The organism is Halomonas campaniensis, from assembly GCF_002211105.1.
In the GTDB taxonomy this organism is placed as follows: Bacteria; Pseudomonadota; Gammaproteobacteria; order Pseudomonadales; family Halomonadaceae; genus Vreelandella; species Vreelandella campaniensis_A.
Map to the genome: position 1 here is coordinate 143,938 of NZ_JPUA01000043.1, position 23,275 is coordinate 167,212.

The following is a 23,275-nucleotide window of genomic DNA, read 5'->3' on the forward strand; positions in this document are numbered from 1 at the left end:
GTGTAAAAAGTAACCAGAAATACTATTAAAGCACGCGCTGACACGCGGCTTTAGCTGAATAGTGCCGTGGCGCTTTTAGGATGTATATCAGTTTTTATCACCGTTAATACGTTGAAAAGCGTGACCTTATGTATTGATAGCCTACCTACCAGGGAATTGTTATGGCATCGCTGGGCCAGATGAGTGACTACGAGATACGTCTCATCCGTATTTTTAAGACCGTCGTTGAGTGCGGCGGCTTTACCGCGGCGGAAACCACGCTGGGGATTAGCCGTTCGGCGATTAGCCAGCATATGAATGATCTGGAGGGGCGGCTGGGCTTTTCGCTCTGCCAACGTGGGCGCGGCGGGTTTAGTTTAACCGAAGAGGGCAAAGAGATTTATCAGGCAGGGTTAACGCTACTTACCGCGCTTGAAACGTTTAAAAGCGATGTTAACGCGCTACATCAAACGATTAAAGGCGAGCTGAATATCGGCATCACCGATAATCTGGTGACACTACCCGCCATGCATGTCACTAATGCATTGACGGAGCTTAGCGCACCGGAGCATGAGGTAACGCTGCATATTCATATGGAGCCGTCTGACGCGGTCATCCGAGGCGTGATGGATGGCCACCTGCACGTCGGCGTTGTGCCTGCGGTGAACCTGCCCACCAGCTTAGAAGCGCGCCACCTGTATGATGAGCCATCCTATCTTTACTGCGCGGCGGGCCATCCGCTGTTTACTGAGGATGATGACGTGCTCAGTGGTGAGGATATCGCCCAGCATGCCGCTATTTCGCCCCGCTATCCGTTACCGGTTGAGGCGCGCCAGGCACATGATGTGCTCAGCCTGCGTGCTTCGGCATCTGATCGCGAAGGCGCCGCCTTTTTGATTCTGACCGGGCGCTTTATCGGCTTTCTACCTGAGCATGTCGCCGCACAGTGGGTGGCTGCAGGCAAAATGCGGGCGCTGCATACCAACACGCAGCACTACCGCATCCCCTTTGTACTGATTACCCGCCATGATCGCCGCCCTAACCGGGTTGTTGATGCGTTCTTGCGTTTCATCAAGAGCAGCTAAAATAGAAACCCCGGCACGAAGCCGGGGTTCAACTGTTTAGCGCTGCTCGGCGGCCTCCTTGGCCATTATCGGTGCAGGCCCCGCCTGTGGCGAAGAAGACAGCACTTGGCTGGCAACAAAATATACGATGGCCCCCAGCGCCGAGCCGGTGAACCAGCCGTAGTCGTAGAACCAGTTCATGGTGCCGGTTAACAGCGATAGTAAAGTAAGCGCCACGGGCACACCGAAGGCGATGAAACCAGCGACATTCACCGCAGGATAGGCATGGCTATCCATGTACAGGCTCGGCACATCCAAACGCTGCTTTTTAATCAGGAAGTAGTCCACCGCCATAATGCCCGCGATAGGGCCTAGCAGGCTTGAGTAGCCCAACAGCCAGTTGGAGTACATCTGCTCCAGAGACACGCCAGGTGGAATGATCCCCGCTTTTTGCAGCAGATCATAGCCCATCAGCAGCACGCCCACGGCACCCGTTAAAAGTACGCCGCGCGTCTGATTAATCAATTTAGGCGCAATATTCTGGAAATCGTTGGTGGGTGAGACAATATTAGCGGCGGTATTGGTAGAAAGGGTTGCGATGATAATTAACAGCATCGCCAGCACGACCCAAAATGGGCTATCGATCATTCCGATCAGATTGACCGGGTCGGCAACGGTTTGGCCCACCAGCGTCTCGGAAGCAGCGGTTAACACCACGCCGAGGGCGGCAAAGAAAAACATCGTCAGCGGCAGCCCTATCACCTGGCCGACGATTTGGTCTTTTTGGCTTTTGGCAAAGCGGCTGAAATCAGGAATATTCAGCGATAGCGTGGCCCAAAAACCCACCATGGCGGTTAAGCCCGCGAAGAAGTAGCCGTATACCGATGCCCCTTCAGGCCGCGACGGCGGCTGCGCCAGTAATTCGGTCATCGACATATGCGGCCACGCCCACACCATCAGGCCAACCCCGACTGCCAACAGCAATGGTGCCGCCAGCGTCTCCAGCCATTTAATCGACTCTGCCCCACGAACCACCACATAGAGGTTCATTGCGCCGAAGACAAAAAATCCGATCACTTCACCTACACCGCCAAGCGCAGCCCATGCGGGAATCAACTCAGACAGCAGCAAGTGAATAGCCAGCCCGCCAAACATGGTTTGGATACCAAACCAGCCACAGCCAACCAACGCGCGCACCAGGCAGGGTACGTTGGAGCCTAAAATACCGAACGATGAGCGCAGCACGACCGGAAAGGGAATACCAAACTTGGTTCCAGGAAATGCATTTAAAGTGAGAGGAATCAATACGATCACGTTGGCTAAGAGAATGGCGAACAGCGCTTCCCCTACGCTCAACCCAAAATAGGCGGTTAATACCCCGCCTAGCGTGTAGGTGGGTACGCAGATCGACATGCCTACCCACAGCGCCGCAATATTCCACTTGCTCCAAGTACGCTCGCTGGCCTGGGTAGGCGCAATATCCACATTAAAACGCGCGCTGTTGCGTACATCGTCCCCCACATCAAGCTCAATCAATCCGCCTCGATCCACCATCTGAGAGGTTATTTCGGTCATTTTTTATCTCCTCAGCATTGCGTTGTCCACCACTCCCACGGTCAGTGGAGCTGTTCAAAAAGACGCTTAGAAATCATGGCTGTTAGAAACCATAGCTTTTAGAAAACAAGCAATAAGTGTGCCTATCCACAAAAGCAGGACAACTAACTCCTTGATTAAAAACTGTCTTAAGGGACAACAATATTATTGTTAGCTTGTTACCTTACCCTCTTTCCCAACTCAAACAAAAACCAATTAAACAAAGCTAGATCAAAAAAAATATTTGCACCAACACTAAGCACAAAAATACGACGAATATCCATAAAAAATCAACTAACACAATGATTACAAAACAAAAAACAGGCAATCTATAACGGTGCAAGGGTTCACCAAAAAAGTGAATTCAGCTGCATAAAATAATAAAAACAAACGAACTCAAAGAGTTAAATGCGATTGTAGAAATTGAATTTTAAGACTTGCTAAAACCACCAAGCCAGCGATACTTTCAACAAAAGCTGCCAGACCAGTCAGCTTTATAATATTAATTCTCAACTCCTAAACACGCTTTAAATCAACAATCAGAGGGGAGTGCCTCATGCAGAAAATGAAAATCGGCTTGATTCAAATGGGTCTAAAAACCAGCACTGATTTGGAGCCCGAAGCCATCCGTGATGCGATGAACGAAGCGCATCTGCCGATGATTCAGCAAGCGGCTGATCAAGGCGTACAGGTACTGTGCTTTCAGGAAGTGTTTAACCAGCCCTACTTCTGCCCCAGCCAAGACGGCAAGTGGTACGCCGCCGCCGAGCGGGTGCCGGAAGGCCCTACCTGCCGGATGATGCAGAAGCTCGCCGCCGAGCACCGCATGGTGATCATCGTGCCGGTGTATGAAGAGACAGAGACAGGCGTTTACTACAATACCGCCGCGGTGTTCGATGCAGACGGCAGCTACCTGGGCAAGTACCACAAAACCCATATTCCCCAAGTAGCGGGGTTTTGGGAGAAATTTTTCTTCAAGCCCGGCCAATCCAACTGGCCGGTATTCGATACCGCCTACGGCAAAATCGGCGTGTATATCTGCTACGACCGCCACTTTCCCGAAGGCTGGCGGGCCTTGGCGCTTAACGGCGCCGAGGTAATCTTCAACCCCTCCGCCACCGTGGCCGGTCTTTCCCAATACCTGTGGGAGCTGGAGCAACCCGCCTCCGCCGCCGCAAACGGCTGCTTTATCGCCGCCATCAACCGTGTCGGCACTGAGGCACCGTGGAATATCGGCGACTTTTATGGCTCCAGCTACATCGTCAACCCCCGCGGAAAAATCGAAGCCCAGGCCAGCGAAACCCAAGACGAGCTACTGGTTCACGAGATCGATTTGGACATGGTTCGCGAGGTGCGCAACAACTGGCAATTCTTCCGCGACCGGCGCCCGGAAACCTATACCCGCTTAACCGACGGCGAATGATTCTGCTGGCACAATACAGGAGCTAACAATGAGTTTACTAATCAAGGGCGGCACCGTCGTCACCCACGCTGACACCTATCGTGCCGACATACTGTGCGTTGACGGTAAAATCCACGCCATCGGCACCGATTTAGAGATACCCGCCGATTGCGAGATTGTCGATGCCAGCGAGCAGTTGGTGATGCCCGGTGGCATCGACCCCCACACCCATATGCAGTTGCCGTTCATGGGCACCGTGGCCAGCGAGGATTTCTACACCGGCACCGCCGCGGCCCTGGCCGGGGGCACCACGTCAATCATCGATTTCGTGATTCCCCAGCCGGGTCAGTCGCTGCTGGAAGCGTTTGAAACCTGGCAGGGCTGGGCGGAAAAAGCCGCCACCGACTTTGCCTTCCATGTGGCGATCACCTGGTGGGATGAGAGCGTAAAGGAAGAGATGGGCACCCTGGTGCGGGAGCACGGTGTTAACAGTTTCAAGCACTTTATGGCCTACAAAGGCGCGATTATGGCCACCGATGACATTCTGGTGGAGAGCTTTTCGCGCTGCCTGGAGCTGGGTGCGATCCCCACCGTTCATGCGGAAAATGGCGAGCTTGTGTACCACATGCAGCAGAAACTGCTCGCCCAGGGCATGACGGGGCCGGAAGCGCACCCGCTCTCCCGACCACCCCAGGTCGAAGGCGAGGCCGCCAGCCGCGCGATTCGCATTGCCAGCACCTTAGGCGCGCCGATCTACCTGGTGCACGTCTCCACCAAAGACGCAGTGGACGAAATCGCCTATGCCCGCCAGCAGGGTCATCCGGTTTACGGCGAATGTTTAGCCGGGCACCTGCTCATCGATGACAGCGTTTACCAGGATACTGATTGGGGCCGTGCCGCCGCCCACGTGATGAGCCCTCCCTTCCGCCCCAAAGGGCATCAAGAGGCCCTCTGGCACGGTCTGCAATCAGGCAACCTGCAAACCACCGCCACCGACCACTGCTGTTTCTGCGCCGATCAGAAAGCCGCGGGCAAAGACGACTTCACCAAGATTCCCAACGGTACCGCCGGGGTGGAGGATCGCCTGGCCGTGCTGTGGGATGAAGGCATTAACACCGGCAAGCTCTCGCCCCAGGAGTTTGTCGCACTGACGTCCACCAACACCGCCAAGATTTTCAACCTCTACCCCCGCAAGGGGGCGATTCAGGTGGGATCTGATGCGGATATCGTGGTGTGGGATCCCAACGGCACCCGGACGATTTCTGCCGAAACCCATCACCAGAACGTTGACTTCAATATTTTCGAGGGCAAAACAGTGCGCGGTATCGCTCGCCACACCATCAGCCACGGTAAGTGGGTATGGCGTGACGGTGATCTACGCGCCGAGCGCGGTGCGGGCCGCTATCTGGAGCGCCCCGCCTATCCCGGTGTCTTTGAGCTGTTGGCCAAACGCGCCGAGCTGAATGCGCCGATGGCGGTCAAGCGCTGAATAAGAAAGAACGACCAAGACCAACAGCTGTGCCCATAACAACAGCGGAGGCTCTACTGTGACTAGCCCACTGAACCACCTACCCAGCGCAAAAGAGGTCGGCACCTATGACCCGGATACGCTGGCAAGCAACTTTAGCGACCTACACCCACCGCTTACTCCGCGCCAGGCGATGATTGAAAGCCAGCGCTGCCTCTACTGCTATGACGCACCTTGCGTAGAGGCTTGCCCATCGGATATCGATATCCCGAGCTTTATTCGCCAGATCAGCGAGAACAATATCAACGGCGCGGCAGAAACCATTCTGGAAGCCAACATTCTTGGCGGCAGCTGCGCCCGGGTGTGCCCCACCGAAATTCTCTGTGAACGCAGCTGCGTACGCAATCACGACGCCGAGTGCCAGCCGGTGCTAATCGGCCTGTTACAGCGCCACGCTACCGATAACATGCAGTTCGATAGCCACCCCTTTAAGCGCGCCGCCAGCACAGGCCGCCATATTGCCGTGGTAGGCGCCGGTCCGGCGGGGCTCTCCTGCGCTCACCGCCTAGCCATGCTGGGCCACCAAGTAACGATTTTTGAAGCCAAACAGAAGCCCGGCGGGCTAAATGAATACGGGATTGCCCGCTACAAAATGACCGACGACTTCGCCCACAAGGAAGTCGAGTTTTTGCTGGAAATTGGCGGCATCGAGATTCAGTACGGCCAACGGCTGGGCGAAAGCCTGGAGCTTGCCACGCTCCATAAGCAGTACGATAGCGTGTTTCTTGGCTTGGGCCTGGGCGCCAGCCGTGCCCTGGGTTTAACCGGGGAGCAAGCACCCGGCCTGATGCCTGCGGTGGACTACATCAACGTTCTCCGCCAGGCCGACGACCTGGGCACTCTTGCGGTAGCCCAGCGCTGTATCGTGATTGGCGCAGGCAATACCGCCATTGATATGGCCACCCAAATGGCCCGCTTAGGCGCTACGGAGGTAACGCTGGTTTACCGTCGCGGTATTGAAGCCATGTCCGCCACCGACCACGAGCAGGAGATCGCCAAAGCCAACGGTGTGCGCATGGTGACCTGGGCGCAGCCCGACGAGATTCTGCTAGATGATCAGGGCCGTGTAGCGGGCATGCGCTTTGCCAAGACTTACGACCAAGCAGGCGGCTTAACCACTACCGGAGAAACCTTCGAGGTTGTCGCTGACGCCATCTTTAAAGCCATCGGTCAGGACTTCGAGGGCGAAAGTCTACGCGACGCCACCGCCGCTGAACTCGCCCGCGACGGCGAACGTATTCATGTGGATGAGATGTTCCGCACCTCGTTGCCCAATGTGTACGCCGGTGGCGACTGTGTGAAGCCCGGCCAAGACCTTACCGTTCAGGCCGTGCAGCACGGCAAACTGGCCGCTCACGCCATTCATCAAGCGCTCGCCGCCAAGCAGGAGGCCGCATGAATACCACCCCGCTCTCTTTCCCAGGTAAGAAAAACAGTGGCGACAGCGTCGTCAACGGCGTTGATCTATCGGTTAATTTTGCTGGCATCAAAGCCCCCAATCCGTTCTGGCTGGCCTCTGCACCGCCCACCGACAAGGCCTACAACGTGGTACGCGCCTATGAGGCGGGCTGGGGCGGCGTGGTGTGGAAAACCCTTGGCGAAGAGCCACCCGCGGTGAATGTCTCCTCGCGCTACTCGGCCCATTACGGCAAGAACCGCGAGGTCATCGGCTTTAATAATATCGAGCTGATTACTGACCGTTCGCTTGAGATCAACCTTAAAGAGATCACCCAAGTGAAGAAGGATTGGCCCGACCGTGCGCTGATCGTCTCCATTATGGTGCCCTGCAATGAAGGGGCCTGGGCGTATATTCTGCCGCGGGTGGAAGCCACCGGCGCGGACGGCATTGAGCTCAACCTGGGCTGCCCCCACGGCATGCCGGAGCGCGGCATGGGCGCGGCAGTAGGCCAAAACCCCGATCTGATCGAAAAAGTCACCTACTGGTGTAAAAAGCACTACTCCAAACCGGTGATTGTAAAGCTCACCCCCAATATCACCGATATTCGCGTGGGCGCCCAGGCAGCGCTTAGGGGTGGTGCCGATGCGGTGTCGTTGATCAACACCATCAATTCAATCACCAGTATTGACCTGGACAATATGGTCGCCAAACCCACTGTGGGCCACCAAAGCACTCATGGCGGCTACTGCGGCAGCGCCGTAAAACCCATTGCCATGAATATGGTGGCGGAAATTGCTCGCGACCCGGCAACGCCGACGCTGCCCATTTCAGGCATTGGCGGCATTTCCACCTGGCGGGATGCGGCGGAATTTATCGCTCTAGGTGCGGGCAGCGTGCAGGTGTGCACCGCGGCAATGCTCAACGGTTTCCGCATTGTAGAGGAGATGAAGGACGGCCTCTCTCGCTGGATGGCGGAAAAAGACTACGATTCCATCGAGGCGTTCTCCCGTAAGGCGATACCGCAAACCACTGACTGGAAACATCTGGATATCAACTTCAAGACCATCGCCAAGATCGATCAGGATCTGTGCATCGAGTGTGGCCGCTGCTATATCGCTTGCGAGGATACTTCGCACCAGTCGATTGCCAAGCTTACCGAGCAGGACGGCGCGCGGCGTTATGAAGTGATTGAAGAGGAGTGCGTAGGCTGCAATCTCTGCCAGATCACCTGCCCGGTGGAAAACTGCATCACCATGGTGCCCCAGGAAACCGGTCAACCCTTCCTAGCCTGGGATAACGACCCGCGTAATCCCTTCCGGGTTGCCTCTTAAGCTCTTAACCCTCTCTTTTACACTTCCCGCCGCCCTCAGTCTGTGAGGGCGGTCGCGTTTCGCGCAACGTGCTGTTCCATCACCAAGTAGCGACAAGACACAGTATCCTTGAGAATATGAGAAGCTGTCGCATATAGAATATTTTCTCATAAAAGGAAGATCGATGAAGTTCGCTATCACTACCACCGCCATACTCTTAGCAACTGCCAGCGCCACCGTGAGCGCTGACCAGCGAATCGCCACCTTCGATTTAGGCAGCCTGGATACGCTGGATGCGCTAGGTTTAAATGCGCAGGTAGTGGGTGTGCCGAAAGCCAGCCTGCCTGACTATCTTGAGCAATATGCAGCCGATAACGTCACCGATATTGGCGGCCTGCGCTCACCGGATATGGATACTCTTGGCGAAAGCGAGCCCAGCCTGATTCTCTACACTGGCCGCCAGGGTGAGTGGGAAGAAGAGCTTGGCGAAATCGCCCCGCTGCTCAACACCAGCTTGCAGGGTGACGACTATCTGGCTGCTTTTGACGCCAATGTACGCGAACTAGCGAGTCGTTTAGCAGTGGAAAGAAAAGCCGAAGAGGCGCTTGGTACACTGCACGCAGAGATTGAGACCCAGCGCGAAGCGTTAAGCAACGCCCCCCGCACGCTGGTAGTAACCCACAACGGCGGCAATCTGATGCTGAATCAACACCCGGTCGTTCACGACGTACTGGGCATTGCAGCATTAGAGATGCCCGCAAATGTCACTTCTGAAACCCGCGGTAACCGTACCTTTACCCCGCTTTCACCTGAGGCAATTAGTGAAATTGATCCGCAAGTCGTGCTGGTAATTGATCGCAGCGCCGCGATTGGCGATGAACCCGCCAACGCTGATGCTTTAGCGCAAACGTTCTTAGATGCGGGAGCTGAGAAAGCGCGGGTCGTTATGTTAACGCCCGCGCTATGGTACCTCTCAGGCGGTGGACTGCAGAGCCTGGCGCTTCAGGTTGAAGAAGTGGCTGCGGCACTGAACTCGCCAAGGGAGTAGGTGCTCGCTAGACTATTACCCCCTCTTGAAGAGGGGGTAATACTGCCTAAGTATTGGGAAATACAAGTATCGGGAAATACAAGTATCGAGAAATCTAAGCGGCGGAACACGTGAGCTTAGAAAGCTTCCCAATCATCTTCAGCACTCGCCGTGGTTTTGCTACTGGCTTGACTGCGAGTCGCTGGCCGCATAAGCGCAGGCGACTTTTGTTGGGGGGCAGCTAACGGGGCGCGTTGCGTATGGCTCTCCCCTTCCGCTAAGCGAAAGGCTGAAGCAACGCTTTCAAGCCGCGCCGCCTGCTCTTCCAACGAGCTTGCCGCTGAGGAAGCTTGCTGAACCAGCGCCGCGTTCTGCTGGGTCACCTCATCCATCTGGGCAACCGCCTGGTTGACCTGCTCAATACCCGAGCTCTGCTCCTGGGATGCCGCGGATATTTCATCCATGATATCGGTCACCCGGCGCACAGAGGCAACCACTTCACGCATGGTTTCCCCTGCGCTTTCGACTAATGTTGAGCCCTCTTTTACCTGGGTTGATGACGCCTCAATCAGCGCTTTGATCTCTTTAGCGGCATCCGCACTGCGGCTCGCCAGGTTTCGCACTTCGCTGGCCACCACGGCAAAACCACGCCCTTGTTCACCTGCCCGAGCGGCTTCCACCGAGGCATTAAGCGCCAAAATATTGGTTTGAAAGGCGATAGAGTCGATAACGCTTATGATATCCGCCACTTTTTGTGAACTGCTGGAAATGCCGTGCATGGTGGTAATCACCTGCTCAACCACTTCGCCACCGTTGCTTGCCGTGCTCGATGCATCATTTGCCAACTGGCTCGCCTGACGGGCGTTATCAGCATTCTGTTTAACGGTAGCGGTTAACTGCTCCATGCTGGCGGCGGTTTCCTGCAGAGAAGCGGCCTGCTGCTCGGTACGCGACGATAGATCCGCGTTACCACTGGCAATTTCACGCGCGCCGATATGGATAGAGCCGCTGCTATCGCGCACTTCTGATACCGTTTTGGCTAAGCCGCTCTGCATATGCTGCATGGCGATAAACAGCTTACCAATCTCATTACGGCCACGATCACTGACTTTCCCTGAAAGATCATTTTGGGCAATACGTTCAAAGTGCGTTACCGCCTCATTTAACGGTTTTACAATTGAGCTGACCATGGCAATGCGAACAAATAGAACCGTTAACGCTGCAATTAAGAGTACAGCGATATCAATGTAGGTGATGAGCTGCATATCGTTTTCATAACCGGTAACCAATTGGTCACCGCGCTCAACCAAGAATTCATTGAAAGCTATACTCGCGTCCATAAACTGCTGATTCAAAGCACTAGTTCGTTCTTTTGCAGTGCGAAAACCAGCCTCATCACCTGCTTCTAACGCTTCGCCTTGAGGGATCAGTCCTTGCTGCATAAGGTTATTAAAGGAAGTGATCACCGCTTCAGCTAGCTCGGCCTGAGTAGCACGAGGATCGTATGACTCAAAAGTTGCAAAGAACTCCTGGGCAGCCGTTTGAAAAGTTGCCGCTTGAGCGAGGTAATCACTCGCTGCGCCGGTATTACCTTCGTGTTCCGCGTCTAAACTATTCAAATAAAATAGCTGCGTATAGGAGACTGATCGTTGGCTACGATTAAGAGGCAGCATTTGATGCATTGTGATGTTATCTAGCTCATCAAGGGACTCTCCCCCCTTTTTCCCAGACTGATGACTGAGAAAAGCAATTATTACAATTAACACTGAAAAAATAGCGAGCATGAGAGTCAAACTCATCTTCACTGAGATATTACTAAGTAGTCGGTTCATGGGTAAGAGCCTCGCTTCCTGAGCTTTTCGCTCCGGCTGTGCTTAAAGTTAAGAGAGGCAACTCATGCCCCCTGTATCATTAGGAGTAATCAGCCCCCTTTGGGTTACTTGATATTACAACCCTCACTCAACCTAAAACATCGAGTTCATACTTGTTAACAATTGGCCTGTTTTCACGCCAACTACTTTCTATAAAAATTAATGGCTTATAAAAATTCGCGCGGATGATTTCTCATCCGCGCGCTAGGTTTTACTTTACGTCTATTCAGCGTTTGTTGCGCAGCAACGGTAGTTGCGTTGCTAAATAATTGAGCTATTAAAACCTAAATCGAGACTCAGGCTTAAAAGGATTCCCACTCCTGGTCGACGCTACTCGTTTGCTGGCTGCGCGGCGCTGGCCGCAGTAAGGCGGGCTGTGGTTGTGACGAGTGTTGTGACGAGCGCTGCGCAGAACCCTGTAAAGAGCGTTGTGGCGAGGTTAACGGTGCATGCTGCGTGCGGCTCTCTCCTTCCGCTAAACGAAAAGCCGAGACAACACTTTCAAGCCGCGCTGCCTGCTCTTCCAACGAGCTTGCCGCAGAAGAAGCCTCTTGAACCAGGGCCGCGTTCTGCTGAGTCACCTCATCCATCTGGGCAACCGCCTGATTGACCTGCTCAATGCCCGAGCTCTGTTCCTGAGATGCTGCGGAGATTTCATCCATGATATCGGTTACGCGGCGCACAGAGTCAACCACTTCTCGCATGGTTTCCCCTGCGCTTTCAACTAATACTGAACCCTCTTTCACCTGGGCGGACGATGCTTCGATCAACGCTTTGATCTCTTTCGCTGCGTCCGCACTACGGCTCGCCAGGTTACGTACTTCGCTGGCCACCACCGCGAAGCCACGCCCTTGTTCACCTGCCCGCGCTGCTTCCACCGAGGCATTCAGCGCCAGAATATTGGTTTGGAAAGCGATAGAGTCGATAACGGTAATAATATCTGCCACTTTTTGCGAACTATCATTAATACCGTGCATAGTGGTAATGACTTTTTCAACCACTTCACCACCGTTGCTGGCCGTGCTTGAGGCATCGTTTGCCAACTGGCTGGCCTGACGGGCGTTATCGGCATTCTGCTTAACGGTGGCGGTTAACTGCTCCATACTGGCGGCCGTCTCCTGCAGAGAAGACGCCTGCTGTTCAGTGCGCGATGATAGATCCGCGTTGCCACTGGCAATTTCACGCGCCCCGATATGGATAGAGCCGCTGCTATCGCGCACCTCAGAAACGGTTTTAACCAAATTACCCTGCATATACTGCATGGCGCTGAACAGTTTGCCGATCTCGTTACGCCCGCGGTCTTTAATCTTGTGCGACAAGTCGTTTTGCGCAATACGCTCAAAATGCGCGACCGCTTCGTTTAGTGGTTTGACAATCGCCCCCACCATGGCGATGCGCACAAACAGCACGATTAACGCGGCAATTAAAAGTACCGCAATATCGATATAGGTGAGGAACTGCATGTTACTGTCATAAGCATCAACCATTATCCTATTTTGCGCCGCCATGTAATCGTTGTAGGCCGTTCCCGCCTCTATGAACTGCTGATTTAAATCACTGGCCGTCTGCCTTGCATTGCGAAACTGTTCACCGTCACCCGCTGCCAACGCTACTTCTTGGGGCATCAAACCCTGCTCCGTCAAGTCCTGGAAACTGGCCAGTAAGGTTTCCACAAGGGGCGTCTGAATAGCGATCGACTCAAATCTGGAAAAGTATGCCTGAGCTGCCTGCTGCGCGCTCTGTGCCTCAGTCAGGTAATCACGCGCTGCGCGCGTATCCCCTTCATAAGCCGCAACATAGCTATTCACGTAAAACAGCTGTGCGTTCGCAATGGACAGCTGCCCCCGATTAACTGACCGCATTTGGTCTGCTGCACGGTCAACCTCTTTAAGCGACGAGCTACCCTCTACACCTGCTTGATAGCCAAGAAAAGCAATGATGATTATTAGCAGTGAAAAAATGACCAAAACAAGCGTTAAGCTCATTTTAATCGAGATATCTTTAAGAATGCGATTCATTTACAGAACTGCTCCAGGGGTTAGATTAGTTTTTGGTAATTCATATAATCTAGCTAGAGACGTTCCAGCGATTTTAGACTAAATTAAATTAACCGTTTGATTGCTATTCAAAACTTTATCTTTATCGGCTAATAGATCTTCAACTTTAGTCTAATTAAAACTCAACCATTTCACCGCCGTGACTTCGCTAAGCCACGGCGGTTAGGTAGGGGAAAAGCAATCCAGTGTAGGGTGTTATTTATCGGGGTGTATGCGTATCCGGTAGAGCACACAGTAAACCACCGGTAGTACAATGAGGGTTAACAGCGTAGCGACGCCAAGACCACCGATCAGCGCAACCGCCATACTGGCGAAGAAAGCATCGCTAATCAGCGGGATCATCCCCAGCATGGTGGTCAGGGCGGCCATGGCGACCGGGCGAACCCGGCTGACGGCTGCTCGCACCACCGCGTGGTAGCGATCTCGGTGTAGCGGCAACTGCACGTTGATCTCCTCCACCAGCACGATGGCATTTTTAATCACCATACCGATCAAACTTAGCGTGCCCAGCAGCGCCATAAACGAGAAAGGCATACCGGTGAGCAACAGCGCGCCGACTACGCCAATAATGGTTAATGGCACCAGCGACCAAATAGCCAACGGCTGACGGAAGTTATTGAACAGCACCACAGTGAGAATAAACATCATCACTATCCCCAGCGGCAGCGAAGCAAACAGCCCACTTTGCGCTTCCCCCGCGGTCTCAAACTCACCACCCCACTCAAGCCGATAACCCGAGGGCAGATCTAACGCTTCCACCCTTGGGCGAATCTCGGCCAATACGCTGGCGGCGGTCATCCCGCTTAACGGGTCAGACTCACCGTACACCGCCAGCATGCGCTCGCGATTGCGGCGCATAATTAGCGGGTCAGCCGCCTGGGTGGTGATATCGCTGATCACTTGATCGGCGGTGATATAGCGGTTTTGCTCTGCGCTCCAGACGTTAAGTGAACCGAGATTATCCACATCGTGGCGCTGCTTAGGGATAGCCCGTGCCACTATCGGAATCAGGTCGCTGCCGTCGCGGTAAATGCCCACTTGGCTGCCACTGGTACTCAGGGCCAGGGTGCTGGCCAGGTCTTCACGGGTCACGCCCAGCCTACGTGCTGTATCTTCAAGAAAAACGGGCTCAATCGCCTGAACGCGGTTACGCCAGCTGGTGCGCACGCTGGTCATATTGGGCGTATCACGGAACATGGCTTCAACCTGATCACCCAACTGACGCAGCACTGCCGGGTCACTGCCGTAGAAGCGTGCCTCAAGTTTGGCTTTCGGTGCGGGGCCGACTTCCAACGGGGCGATTTTATAGTCGATATCGCTATGGTCGCGCTTAAGCACTTGCTCAACATCTGCCATGCGGTCATGTTGAGTCGCTTTATCGTCGGTTTCGACTATTAGCTGCGCATAGCTTGCGTAGCGGTCTTCCGGCGAATAGGTGAGGGTAAAGCGCTGCGCCCCACCGCCCACGGTGGTGGTCAGGTGGCGAACCCCGGACATCTCCATCACGCTCTCTTCCAACTCGCTAACGCGGCGCTGGGTTTCGAGAATATCAGTGCCTTCCGGCGTGCGGTAATCGACAAAAAAGATCGGCGTATTGGAGGCTGGGAAAAAGGCATTTTTAACCGAACCAAAGCCAATCACGGCACCCACCAATACGGCCATCATCAGTACCAAGGTTAGCCAGCGCCAGCGAATACCGGCGATAATCACGCGGCCTACAAAACGGTAAACCACGCCTTTGTAGGGATCCTCCTGACCATCGCCGGGGGCAACGTTGCGGAAAAATAGCTTGAAGTAGAAGGGCGTTAACGTCAGCGCCGTGATCCAGCTCAGCAGCAACGAGTAGAGCAGCACGAAGAACAGCGAGCCGATAAACTCACCGGTGGTGTCGGGCGATAAACCGATGGGCGCAAAGGCGGCAATCGCGATTAGCGTGGCCGCCAACAGGGGCCAAGCGTTTTGGCGAATCACTTGGTGGGCTGAATCACGAATAGTGTTACCGCGCTTTAACCCCACCAACATGCCTTCGGTGACCACAATGGCGTTATCCACCAGCATTCCCAGGGCGATAATCAGCGCCCCCAGCGAGATTTTCTCCAGCTGCAGCCCGTGAAAGCGCATCAACATAAAGGTGCCGATAATGGTGATCAGCAGAATAAAGCCCATTAATAGCCCGCTGCGCCACCCCATAAACAGCATCAACACCACGATGACGATGGCCACCGCCTGGATCAAGCTGACCAGGAAACCGGATACCGCGTCATCGACCACCTGGGGCTGGTTGTAAACGACGTTTAGCTCCATGCCCAGCGGCGTGCGGTTTTGCAATTCATCCAGACGCTGCTCTAGCCGCTCCCCCACCTCGACCACATTGACGCCGCTTTCAAACGAGACGCCCAGCGAGATCGCCGGTCGACCCATATCGCGGTAAAGCTGCTGGGGCTGCTCCGCCAGCTCACGGCTTACATCGGCAATATCGCTCAGCCGTACCAACTCGCCATCGCCCTCGCTGACAATCAGGGCGCGCAGATCGTCAATATTCGCCGCACTGCCCGTGGGCGTGATGCGAAAACGACGGCCATCCTGTTTAAGATGCCCTGAGTCTGCCACGGCATTTTGAGTCTCAAGCAGCTGCTGTAGGCGAGAAAGCGGAATATTGAGCGCACGCAGGCGTTCGCGATCAACTTCGATATAGATGCGCTCTTCGTGCTCACCGCTTAATGATACCTTTGCAACGCCCTTCACCAGCGCGAGCTCGCGCTTAAGAAAATCAGCATGATCAGCCAGATCCGGCATGCTATAGCCCTCGCCGGTCAGGTTAACCATAAAGCCAAACACATCGCCAAAGTCGTCGTTAACGAGGGATTGGCTTGCTCCTGGCGGAAGCGCGGCCTGAGCGTCCTGTACTTTACGGCGCAGCGAGTCCCACAGTTGCTGCAACTCTTCGTTTTGTACCGTGCTTTCAAGCTCGACGGTAATCTGCGAGAGGCCATCAGAGCTTACCGAACTAACACGCTTAATCGATGACATCTCCTGGATCGACTCTTCCAGGGTCGAGGTGACTTCCTGTTCGACCTCTTCAGGCGTCGCTCCGGGATACTGCGTGGTGATCAACGCATTGCGAATGGTAAATTCAGGGAACTCCAACTGGCCCATGCCTAAAAACGATAGCGCGCCGCCCGCCAGCAGCACCACCGTCATTAAATAGCTGGCCGCGCGGTGGCGTAGGAAGTAGTCGACCATATTATAGCCCCTGCTCCTTTTCCCACGGCGTCACCTGGGTGTCCGCGGTTAAACGGTGGGCGCCAGCGGCCACGATGCGATCCCCCGCTGCCAACTCTCCGCTGACTTCAAGGCCGTTTGAGGTTAATTGACCAACCTCCACCGGCACTGCTTCAACGTTTTCCGGCTCGACGAACCGCCATACCTGGGCCTGGTCGGGATCATCACCGGCATAGCTCACTGCATCCGCAGGCAGGTGCCACAGCGGGGTGCTATTGTCGGTTTGTAGCGAGCTCAAATCTAAGCGCACGTTGGCGCTCATGCCGTCTAAAAGGGTGATATCGTCCGGCTGGGGAAGCGTTAGGGTGACTTCATACGCCAAACTCTGTGCGCTGGCTTGGGTGGTGTAAGAGGCAAGCTGGGCGAGATAGGGCTTGTCGCTATTGCCAAAGCGCACTTCGAACGCCAGCGCATCACCGAAGGGCGTTCCATTGCTTCGCGGTATGCGCTGCACGATCTGCTCGGGCAGATGAAACACCACGTCTAGCTGCCCTGGCTGCTGAATCACCGCAACCGTTTCCTGTACCTGAACAATCTGCCGGTTATCCACCGGCACTTGGGCAATCACGCCATCGTAAGGGGCGCGAAGCTTTGTATGCTCGACCTGCTCTTGGGCCTGTTCAAAGGTGGCTCGGGCGGCCCGCCACTCACTTTCCGACTCATCAAATTGGGACTGACTGACCGCCCCACGCTGCAGGGTATAACGCATGCGTTCCAGCGTTGCCTCGGCTAGCTCCAATCGCGAGCGGGCGCTGTCCAGCTCGCTTTGCACATTACGATCATCAATCCGCGCAATCACTTCGCCCTCGCTTACACGCTGGCCAGAGCTGACATTGAGCTCCAACAGTTCCCCGGCCATCTGAAAAGACAAATTGCTGCGCGTCGAGGCTTCCACCCGCGCCGGAAACTGTCGCAAGGCGGCGGCATTGGCTGACTGCAATGTGATCAACTTGACTGGTCGCGTTGCATCAGATGACTGCGCCTGGGGTTGCTCACAGCCCGTTAGCACGAGCAGAGCCAGCAGGATGGGCAATGAACGGAGAAGAGTAACGGCCACGGGATGCTCCTTGGGGGTCTATACCGCTTTCCAAAACTGACGTAGAAAAACCGAAGTGAGGTATTATACATCTCACTGACATTCACGAATGTCAGTGAGATGTATAATAATCATCAACCGGCGACTTTGCTATCCATCACTGCCAAAATACCGCTACGTTTATTAATAGGAGCCGCTATGTCCCGTCGTAAGGCCGACGCTGAACGTACCCGAGAAACCATTCTGGACGCGGCAGAGACCACCTTTCTAGCCCAAGGCGTTTCACGTACCACCTTGGCGCACATCGCCCAGGCAGCAGGCGTGACACGAGGGGCCATTTATTGGCACTTTGAAGACAAAGCAGCGCTTTTTGATGCGCTGCTGGAGCGAGTGCGCGTTCCACTTGACGAAATAGTGGGTGAGGCCGTTCAACGGTTAGGCGATTCGCCAGTAGAGTGCCTTCGCGCTATTGCCCAAGGCCTGCTGGCAACCATTTGCTATAACATCCCGCTGCAGCGGGCGGCGACGATTGTGCTGCACCGCTGTGAGAAGCTCGAAGAGGAACACCCTCGAATCTGCATGATCACGCGCCTTTCTGATCATGTCGAAATGCAGATAGAGCAGTTGTTTGAAGAAGCCCGAATAGCCGGCGCCCTACGCAAAGGCATCTCACCGGCTAGCGCCCGACGCCAGCTTCATGGATTTTTGATTGGGGTCTGCTTTGACTGGCTACAAGACCCTGAGGAGTACTCCCTGTCCGATGACAGCGAGGGTATCGTCGAAACATTAATGCGTGGCTTATTTAACACTCAAAGCATATGAGTCTGAATCCAATAATAAAGCGCTGAGCACTATAGGCATTTTAAACACTATTTCGGGGCAGTTGAGAGCAGGTATTTTCTCCAAAACTTACGCTTAATACATTTAATCCACCTTCGACTCGCGAAGGGCGATAAAGTGTTCAGCCAATACGGTGCTCATCGGTACATTAAGCGTAATGTCTTTGCCAGGAATAGGTTGCTGAAACCAGCGTTCGTAAAGCAGCGGCATTTCAGGACTGGTATAAATATGCTCAAGAGCCTTGTTCACCTCAGCTGCAAAGGCATCGTCGCCCAATCGCATTAGAAAACCGAGTGGCTCTGTCGACGTAATGGCTTCTTCGGAAAGCGCGTACGCGTCAGGGTGCTCGGATTCAGCCATCATTGTGCTCAGTAATATATCATCCATCGCGAAGGCCGCTACGCGCCCATCAGTAACTAAATCAAACGCTTCCTGCAATGTCTCGACAGGCACGACCGACAAGTTCAGTTGCCGTTCTCGATTGACCTGATTGATCTGACTGACATTGACGGTGCCCCTAGCAACGCTCACGCTTCGTCCGGCCAAGTCCTCCAAGGTGTTAAACCCATTCTCTTTCAGGGCCACATAATGCACCGAGACAAAGAAATGGCTCAGTGCAAACTGCGCACTCTGCCGTCGCTCTGGGGTATTAGTACTGGCATTACACTCAATATCGATATCACCGCTATTGAGCAGTTGTACCCGATTACTAGGCGTACGATACACATACTCTATATCCAGGGAAGGCAGACCTAACTGCACTTGCAACTGTTTCGCTAAACGTTGGCAAATATCAATAGAGTAACCGACGACGTTACCGTGATTATCTAAATAAGAGAATGGCGCTGTCTCACCATAGCCAACCCTTAATACGCCGGTTGCTTCTATGCGTTCAAGCGAATCGATAGACGTCTCTGCATAGGCTGCCTCTCCACCAGACATCATTACCAACAAACTACACCACCCAAGCAATAAACTCCGGCGCATAACACACCTCCTCTACTCTATGTACTGCTCAGGATTGGCGAAAATAGCAGCAAGCGCCGGCGCTAGCGGCAAGTTCAATACTCGGTTATCGGGAGGGAGCGGCTGCAAAAACCATTTTTCATAAAGCGTGCGGATAGTGTCACTCTGATAAATATTGCGTAGCTCCTTATTGACCAGATCAACAAAAACAGGGTCATCAGGCGGCATCATTAAGCCATAGGGCTCGGCACTGCTCAGTGTTGCTTGAGAAATATGAAAAGCGTCAGGGTCGGCAGCAGACGAAACCAAACCCGCTAACAAAATCTCATCCATCACAAACGCGGAAGCCTGCCCTGAGGCGACCATCGCAAAGGCTTCTTCATGGTCACGGCTGAGCATTACCGATATATTGAGCCCCTCGGTGCGATTCAGCTCGTTGAGCTGGGCGATATTGATAGTGCCCGTGGTTGATACCACGCTGCGGCCCGCCAAATCCTGCAAACTGTCCATATGCTGGTTAGCGAGGGATACATAACGCGTTGCAGTTAGAAAATGAGGGTATGAAAAAGCGGCTTGGCGCCGGCGTTCAGGGGTGTTGGTGGTCACCCCGCACTCGATATCCACGTCGCCATTACGCACTAATATAAATCGATTGGCAGGCGTGACCGGCACATAAGTTATCTTGAGATCACTTAACCCCAATGTTGCCTCCAAACCTTCAATGACATTTCGGCATAGCTCAATCGCATAGCCTGTTGGTTGGTCGTTGACCAGGTAGGAGAAGGGAACTTCGCTGGTACGATGGCCAATAGCAATCTCACCAGCCGACGCAATACGCGACAACGTCGGCGAGGAGGCGATCTCCTCACTAGCAGCGGCACCTTGCCACATCGCACTAATCATTAATAACGCTACTAGCCACTTCATAGGCTTACCTTTATTCGATGATCCTGGAATCCATTGTCATCCCTGCGGCATAGAGCATATAGCGGTCGCGCCCTTTCGCCTTGGCCGCATAGAGCGCCAGATCTGCGTGACGTAGCAGGTCATGGCTATTGCGCCCATTCGCGGGCGCGGTAGCAATGCCAACACTCACTCCAATGTTAATTTCCTGGTTATTAAACTGATACGGTTCACGTAGAGTAGACACAATCGCTTCCGCCAGTACTTTTGCCTCACTGGTGGCACTGCGCACAACGCGTTGGATGATGGCAAACTCATCGCCACCAAGGCGCGCCACCAAATCATTGTGGGTCAGCAGCCCCTGCACCCGCTGACTAACTTCAACGAGCAGAGCATCACCCGCCGCGTGCCCCAGGCTATCGTTTACTGCTTTAAAATGGTCAAGATCAAACAGCATGATATTAAATACGTCGCCTTGATGCAGTGAATTCACCGCTGTTTTCAACGCATTATTGAGTTGTACACGATTGGGCAACTTGGTCAGTTCATCATGATGAGCAAGATGCTGAAAGCGCAGAGCTTCGTCTTTAACTTCAAGTAAGTGTTCACGCTCAATGACTTTTTTACGAAGCGCATCTATGGCCTTTGCCATCCGGCCAATTTCATCGTTTCGGTCGGTATAAGGCGTGCTTTCAGCAGTCTGGTTTTTGGCGATGTCGGTGAGCGACCTAATTAATACCGGCACAGGTGTAAATAACTGACGCATTAAAATAGTGACTAACAGGGCTGTAGCGATCAACACCGCCAGCAGCACCACAAACGCTTTGCTGATCAGATCATTACGCATCTGATACAGCCCTTCTTTCTGGCCTATAGTGGCTACCAGCACTCCTAAAAGCTGACCATCAGGAGTAACAATGGGCAGCGAACTAATGAAATACTCTTCATTGCCAATGTTGGCAAATCCAACATAAAAATCAGCGGCATTCGATGTTGTATGCCACGTATCGATCTCCAGATTGGCGGGTAAGTCTGATGATGTATTAAGTGCATCAGCCACGACAGTGAAGCCCTCTGAGGACTTCGCGAACAGCCATACATTGTTACGTGTTTGTGCACTTGCCAGCGCCAATACATCAATTGGACTAAACCCAGTTTCCAGGACTGACTCTTCATCGCCAATCGGGCGCTGGGAAATGATATGCGTGACTTGACCGGTGTCATCTGTCTTAACCGCCACGGATGTATAAATACGCCTAATAGTCGCGCTCACTATCTGGGCATTCACCTGCGCTTCGCGCAACCACTGCTCCCGAGCCCCACGCTCCACTATCAAAAAACCCGACAGCGCCCCCATTAAATACGCAAACAGCACACCCATTAGCATAAACATCACCACCTTACCCACCAGGGTATGATGCCAAGGAAGTCTAGCCGCAGACCGTGAAGCACTCCTATGCTGGGGTTCTGGCATCTACTCCGGTTCCTTCATGGTTATAGCTGCAGCGGGCGTACCTGGGCGCAAGCGCAATAAGCACCATTTCTTTAACCAACAAACTTTTATGACCACTATATTATTCGGCAAACATACACAAACAATTAGGTTTTACTAACTAAAGTATCATTAAAATGGGCTGGTATGTCTTAAAAAATAACAAACTTAATCATTCTTGTTGCCCTACTCTTTTGGCATATCTCTTGCTTTATAAATAGCTGACAGACTCGCTGATTTACATTAGGAGAACTTGATGCATAATTCTGACTATCCCCTCAGTGAAGTCCCTACCAGTGCCCGCAAGGGCCTCCTTTCTACCTCGGCAGTACTGCTTGGGTTTACGTTTTTCACCGCCACCATGTGGGCAGGCGGCACCTTAGGCCAAGCCTTTCCGATTGGCCAACTGCTATGGATCATAGTGATTGGTAATTTGCTGCTGGGGATGTATGCGGCAGCCCTCGCCTATATTGCTTGTAAAAGCGGGCTCAATTCGGTGCTGATGGGGCGCTTCTGCTTCGGTGAAAAAGGCAGCAAGCTCTCCGATTTTATCCTCGGTTTTACCCAAATCGGCTGGTATGCCTGGGGCACCGCCACGATTGCCCTAGTGTTAGTACGCACCACAGGGATGCCTGAATGGCTGGAAATCCCCTTAATGGTGCTCTTTGGCTTTGGTTTCTGCATCACCGCAATGATCGGCTACAAGGGCATGGACTGGCTTTCACGCTTTGCCGTCCCCGCGATGATGCTGTTTATCTTAATCAGCCTTTTCACCGGGCTGGTGGATGTGCGCGGCTTTGCGGGACTGAGCCAACAAACGCCCACGGACAGCATGAGCGTAGCAGCGGCGATTACCGTCATCATTGGCACCTTTATTAGCGGCGGCACCCAAGCCACCAACTGGAGCCGCTTTGCCAAGACCCCGAAAATTGCCGTCATCGCCACCCTGGCGACTTTTTTTGTCGGTAACGGCTTAATGGTACTGACCGGCGCACTCGGCACCATGATTTACCAGCAGGCGGATATCGTGGATGTATTGATCGCTCAGGGCTTTGTCTCCATCGCCGTACTGATGCTGCTTCTGAATATATGGACGACCCAGGACAATACCATCTACAACTTCGCCGTGGCGGGCTGCAATTTAATGCGCACCGAAAAGCGTCGCTTGGTCACTGTGGGCGGTGCAGCGATTGGCACCGTGCTGGCGGTGGGCGGCATGTATAACCTGCTAATTCCCTTCCTAGTGCTACTCGGCACCTTTATACCGCCTATGGGCGGGGTGATTATGGCGGACTTCTGGCTCAAGCATAAAGGCCGCTATCCTGCATTGGATAAAGCACGACTACCCGACTTCAACAGGCGAGGGTTAGCTGCCTATGCGCTGGGCGCCGGGGCGGCTTACTTCTCCCCGTTACTACCTCCGTTGGTGGGTGTGGTAGTGGCAGCAGGCAGCTACGCCGTGCTGCTTCGTTTAAACCACGCTACGCTAAGCGATACGCTTCCCTCTACTGCTGAACAATAAGTGA

At 53.8% G+C, this 23,275-nt stretch carries 16 protein-coding genes; 8 read left to right on the forward strand and 8 right to left on the reverse strand.

The features are described from left to right. The first annotated feature begins 161 nt into the window (after positions 1 to 161). Complete coding sequence (locus JI62_RS20145) at positions 162 to 1,064, forward strand: LysR family transcriptional regulator (RefSeq protein WP_088701887.1); 903 nt, start codon at positions 162 to 164, stop codon at positions 1,062 to 1,064. 36 nt (positions 1,065 to 1,100) lie between these two features. On the opposite strand, the gene JI62_RS20150 is transcribed toward JI62_RS20145, so the two are convergent. Next, entirely contained in the window at positions 1,101 to 2,618 is a 1,518-nt protein-coding gene (locus JI62_RS20150; RefSeq protein ID WP_088701888.1) for an NCS1 family nucleobase:cation symporter-1, read from the reverse strand. A 574-nt stretch (positions 2,619 to 3,192) separates the two neighbouring features. Between JI62_RS20150 and JI62_RS20155 the strand changes: the two genes are divergently transcribed. The 5 genes from JI62_RS20155 (at position 3,193) to JI62_RS20175 (ending at position 9,323) form a co-directional block, all read left to right on the forward strand. Next, positions 3,193 to 4,059 carry a nitrilase-related carbon-nitrogen hydrolase gene (locus JI62_RS20155; protein WP_088701889.1) on the forward strand — a complete coding sequence of 289 codons (867 nt, stop codon included), beginning with the start codon at positions 3,193 to 3,195 and terminating at the stop codon, positions 4,057 to 4,059. Positions 4,060 to 4,087: 28 nt separating this feature from the next. Continuing rightward, entirely contained in the window at positions 4,088 to 5,527 is a 1,440-nt protein-coding gene (hydA, locus tag JI62_RS20160; RefSeq protein ID WP_088701890.1) for a dihydropyrimidinase, read from the forward strand. 58 nt (positions 5,528 to 5,585) lie between these two features. Continuing rightward, positions 5,586 to 6,965, forward strand: a complete 1,380-nt coding sequence (locus JI62_RS20165) for an NAD(P)-dependent oxidoreductase (RefSeq protein ID WP_088701891.1) — start codon at positions 5,586 to 5,588, stop codon at positions 6,963 to 6,965. Next, positions 6,962 to 8,296, forward strand: coding sequence for an NAD-dependent dihydropyrimidine dehydrogenase subunit PreA (preA, locus tag JI62_RS20170; RefSeq protein ID WP_088701892.1), 1,335 nt, complete (start codon positions 6,962 to 6,964; stop codon positions 8,294 to 8,296). Before JI62_RS20165 ends, preA begins: the two co-directional genes overlap by 4 nt. 163 nt (positions 8,297 to 8,459) lie before the next feature. Beyond that, a complete protein-coding gene (locus JI62_RS20175) occupies positions 8,460 to 9,323 on the forward strand; it encodes an ABC transporter substrate-binding protein (RefSeq protein WP_088701893.1) in 864 nt (287 codons plus the stop codon). A gap of 116 nt (positions 9,324 to 9,439) precedes the next feature. Here the strand turns inward: JI62_RS20175 and JI62_RS20180 are convergent, their stop codons facing one another. The 4 genes from JI62_RS20180 to JI62_RS20195 all read right to left on the reverse strand — a co-directional run bounded on the left by JI62_RS20180 (position 9,440) and on the right by JI62_RS20195 (position 17,569). After that, a complete protein-coding gene (locus tag JI62_RS20180) occupies positions 9,440 to 11,134 on the reverse strand; it encodes a methyl-accepting chemotaxis protein (protein WP_088701894.1) in 1,695 nt (564 codons plus the stop codon). A gap of 341 nt (positions 11,135 to 11,475) precedes the next feature. After that, positions 11,476 to 13,191: a methyl-accepting chemotaxis protein gene (locus tag JI62_RS20185; RefSeq protein WP_088701895.1), complete on the reverse strand. Its 1,716-nt coding sequence runs from the start codon at positions 13,189 to 13,191 to the stop codon at positions 11,476 to 11,478. A gap of 234 nt (positions 13,192 to 13,425) precedes the next feature. Next, complete coding sequence (locus tag JI62_RS20190) at positions 13,426 to 16,473, reverse strand: efflux RND transporter permease subunit (RefSeq protein WP_088701896.1); 3,048 nt, start codon at positions 16,471 to 16,473, stop codon at positions 13,426 to 13,428. 1 nt (position 16,474) lies between these two features. Further along, on the reverse strand, positions 16,475 to 17,569 hold the full coding sequence (locus JI62_RS20195; protein WP_088701897.1) for an efflux RND transporter periplasmic adaptor subunit: 1,095 nt from the start codon (positions 17,567 to 17,569) through the stop codon (positions 16,475 to 16,477). A 177-nt stretch (positions 17,570 to 17,746) separates the two neighbouring features. Between JI62_RS20195 and JI62_RS20200 the strand changes: the two genes are divergently transcribed. Beyond that, the gene (locus JI62_RS20200) at positions 17,747 to 18,370 is read left to right on the forward strand and encodes a TetR family transcriptional regulator (RefSeq protein ID WP_088701898.1); all 624 of its coding nucleotides are present in this window, start codon (positions 17,747 to 17,749) and stop codon (positions 18,368 to 18,370) included. Positions 18,371 to 18,472: 102 nt separating this feature from the next. Here the strand turns inward: JI62_RS20200 and JI62_RS20205 are convergent, their stop codons facing one another. The 3 genes from JI62_RS20205 to JI62_RS20215 are packed head-to-tail and all read right to left on the reverse strand — an operon-like array spanning position 18,473 to position 21,560. Continuing rightward, positions 18,473 to 19,375 carry an amino acid ABC transporter substrate-binding protein gene (locus JI62_RS20205; RefSeq protein ID WP_240513316.1) on the reverse strand — a complete coding sequence of 301 codons (903 nt, stop codon included), beginning with the start codon at positions 19,373 to 19,375 and terminating at the stop codon, positions 18,473 to 18,475. A gap of 12 nt (positions 19,376 to 19,387) precedes the next feature. After that, positions 19,388 to 20,281 (reverse strand): amino acid ABC transporter substrate-binding protein, encoded by an 894-nt coding sequence (locus tag JI62_RS20210; protein WP_088701899.1) that lies wholly within the window; start codon positions 20,279 to 20,281, stop codon positions 19,388 to 19,390. 10 nt (positions 20,282 to 20,291) lie between these two features. Then, the gene (locus tag JI62_RS20215) at positions 20,292 to 21,560 is read right to left on the reverse strand and encodes a diguanylate cyclase domain-containing protein (protein WP_240513317.1); all 1,269 of its coding nucleotides are present in this window, start codon (positions 21,558 to 21,560) and stop codon (positions 20,292 to 20,294) included. Between the two features lie 445 nt (positions 21,561 to 22,005). Here JI62_RS20215 and codB point away from each other — a divergent pair, with 445 nt between their 5' ends. Continuing rightward, entirely contained in the window at positions 22,006 to 23,271 is a 1,266-nt protein-coding gene (gene codB / locus JI62_RS20220) for a cytosine permease (RefSeq protein ID WP_088701901.1), read from the forward strand. Positions 23,272 to 23,275 lie beyond the last annotated feature (4 nt).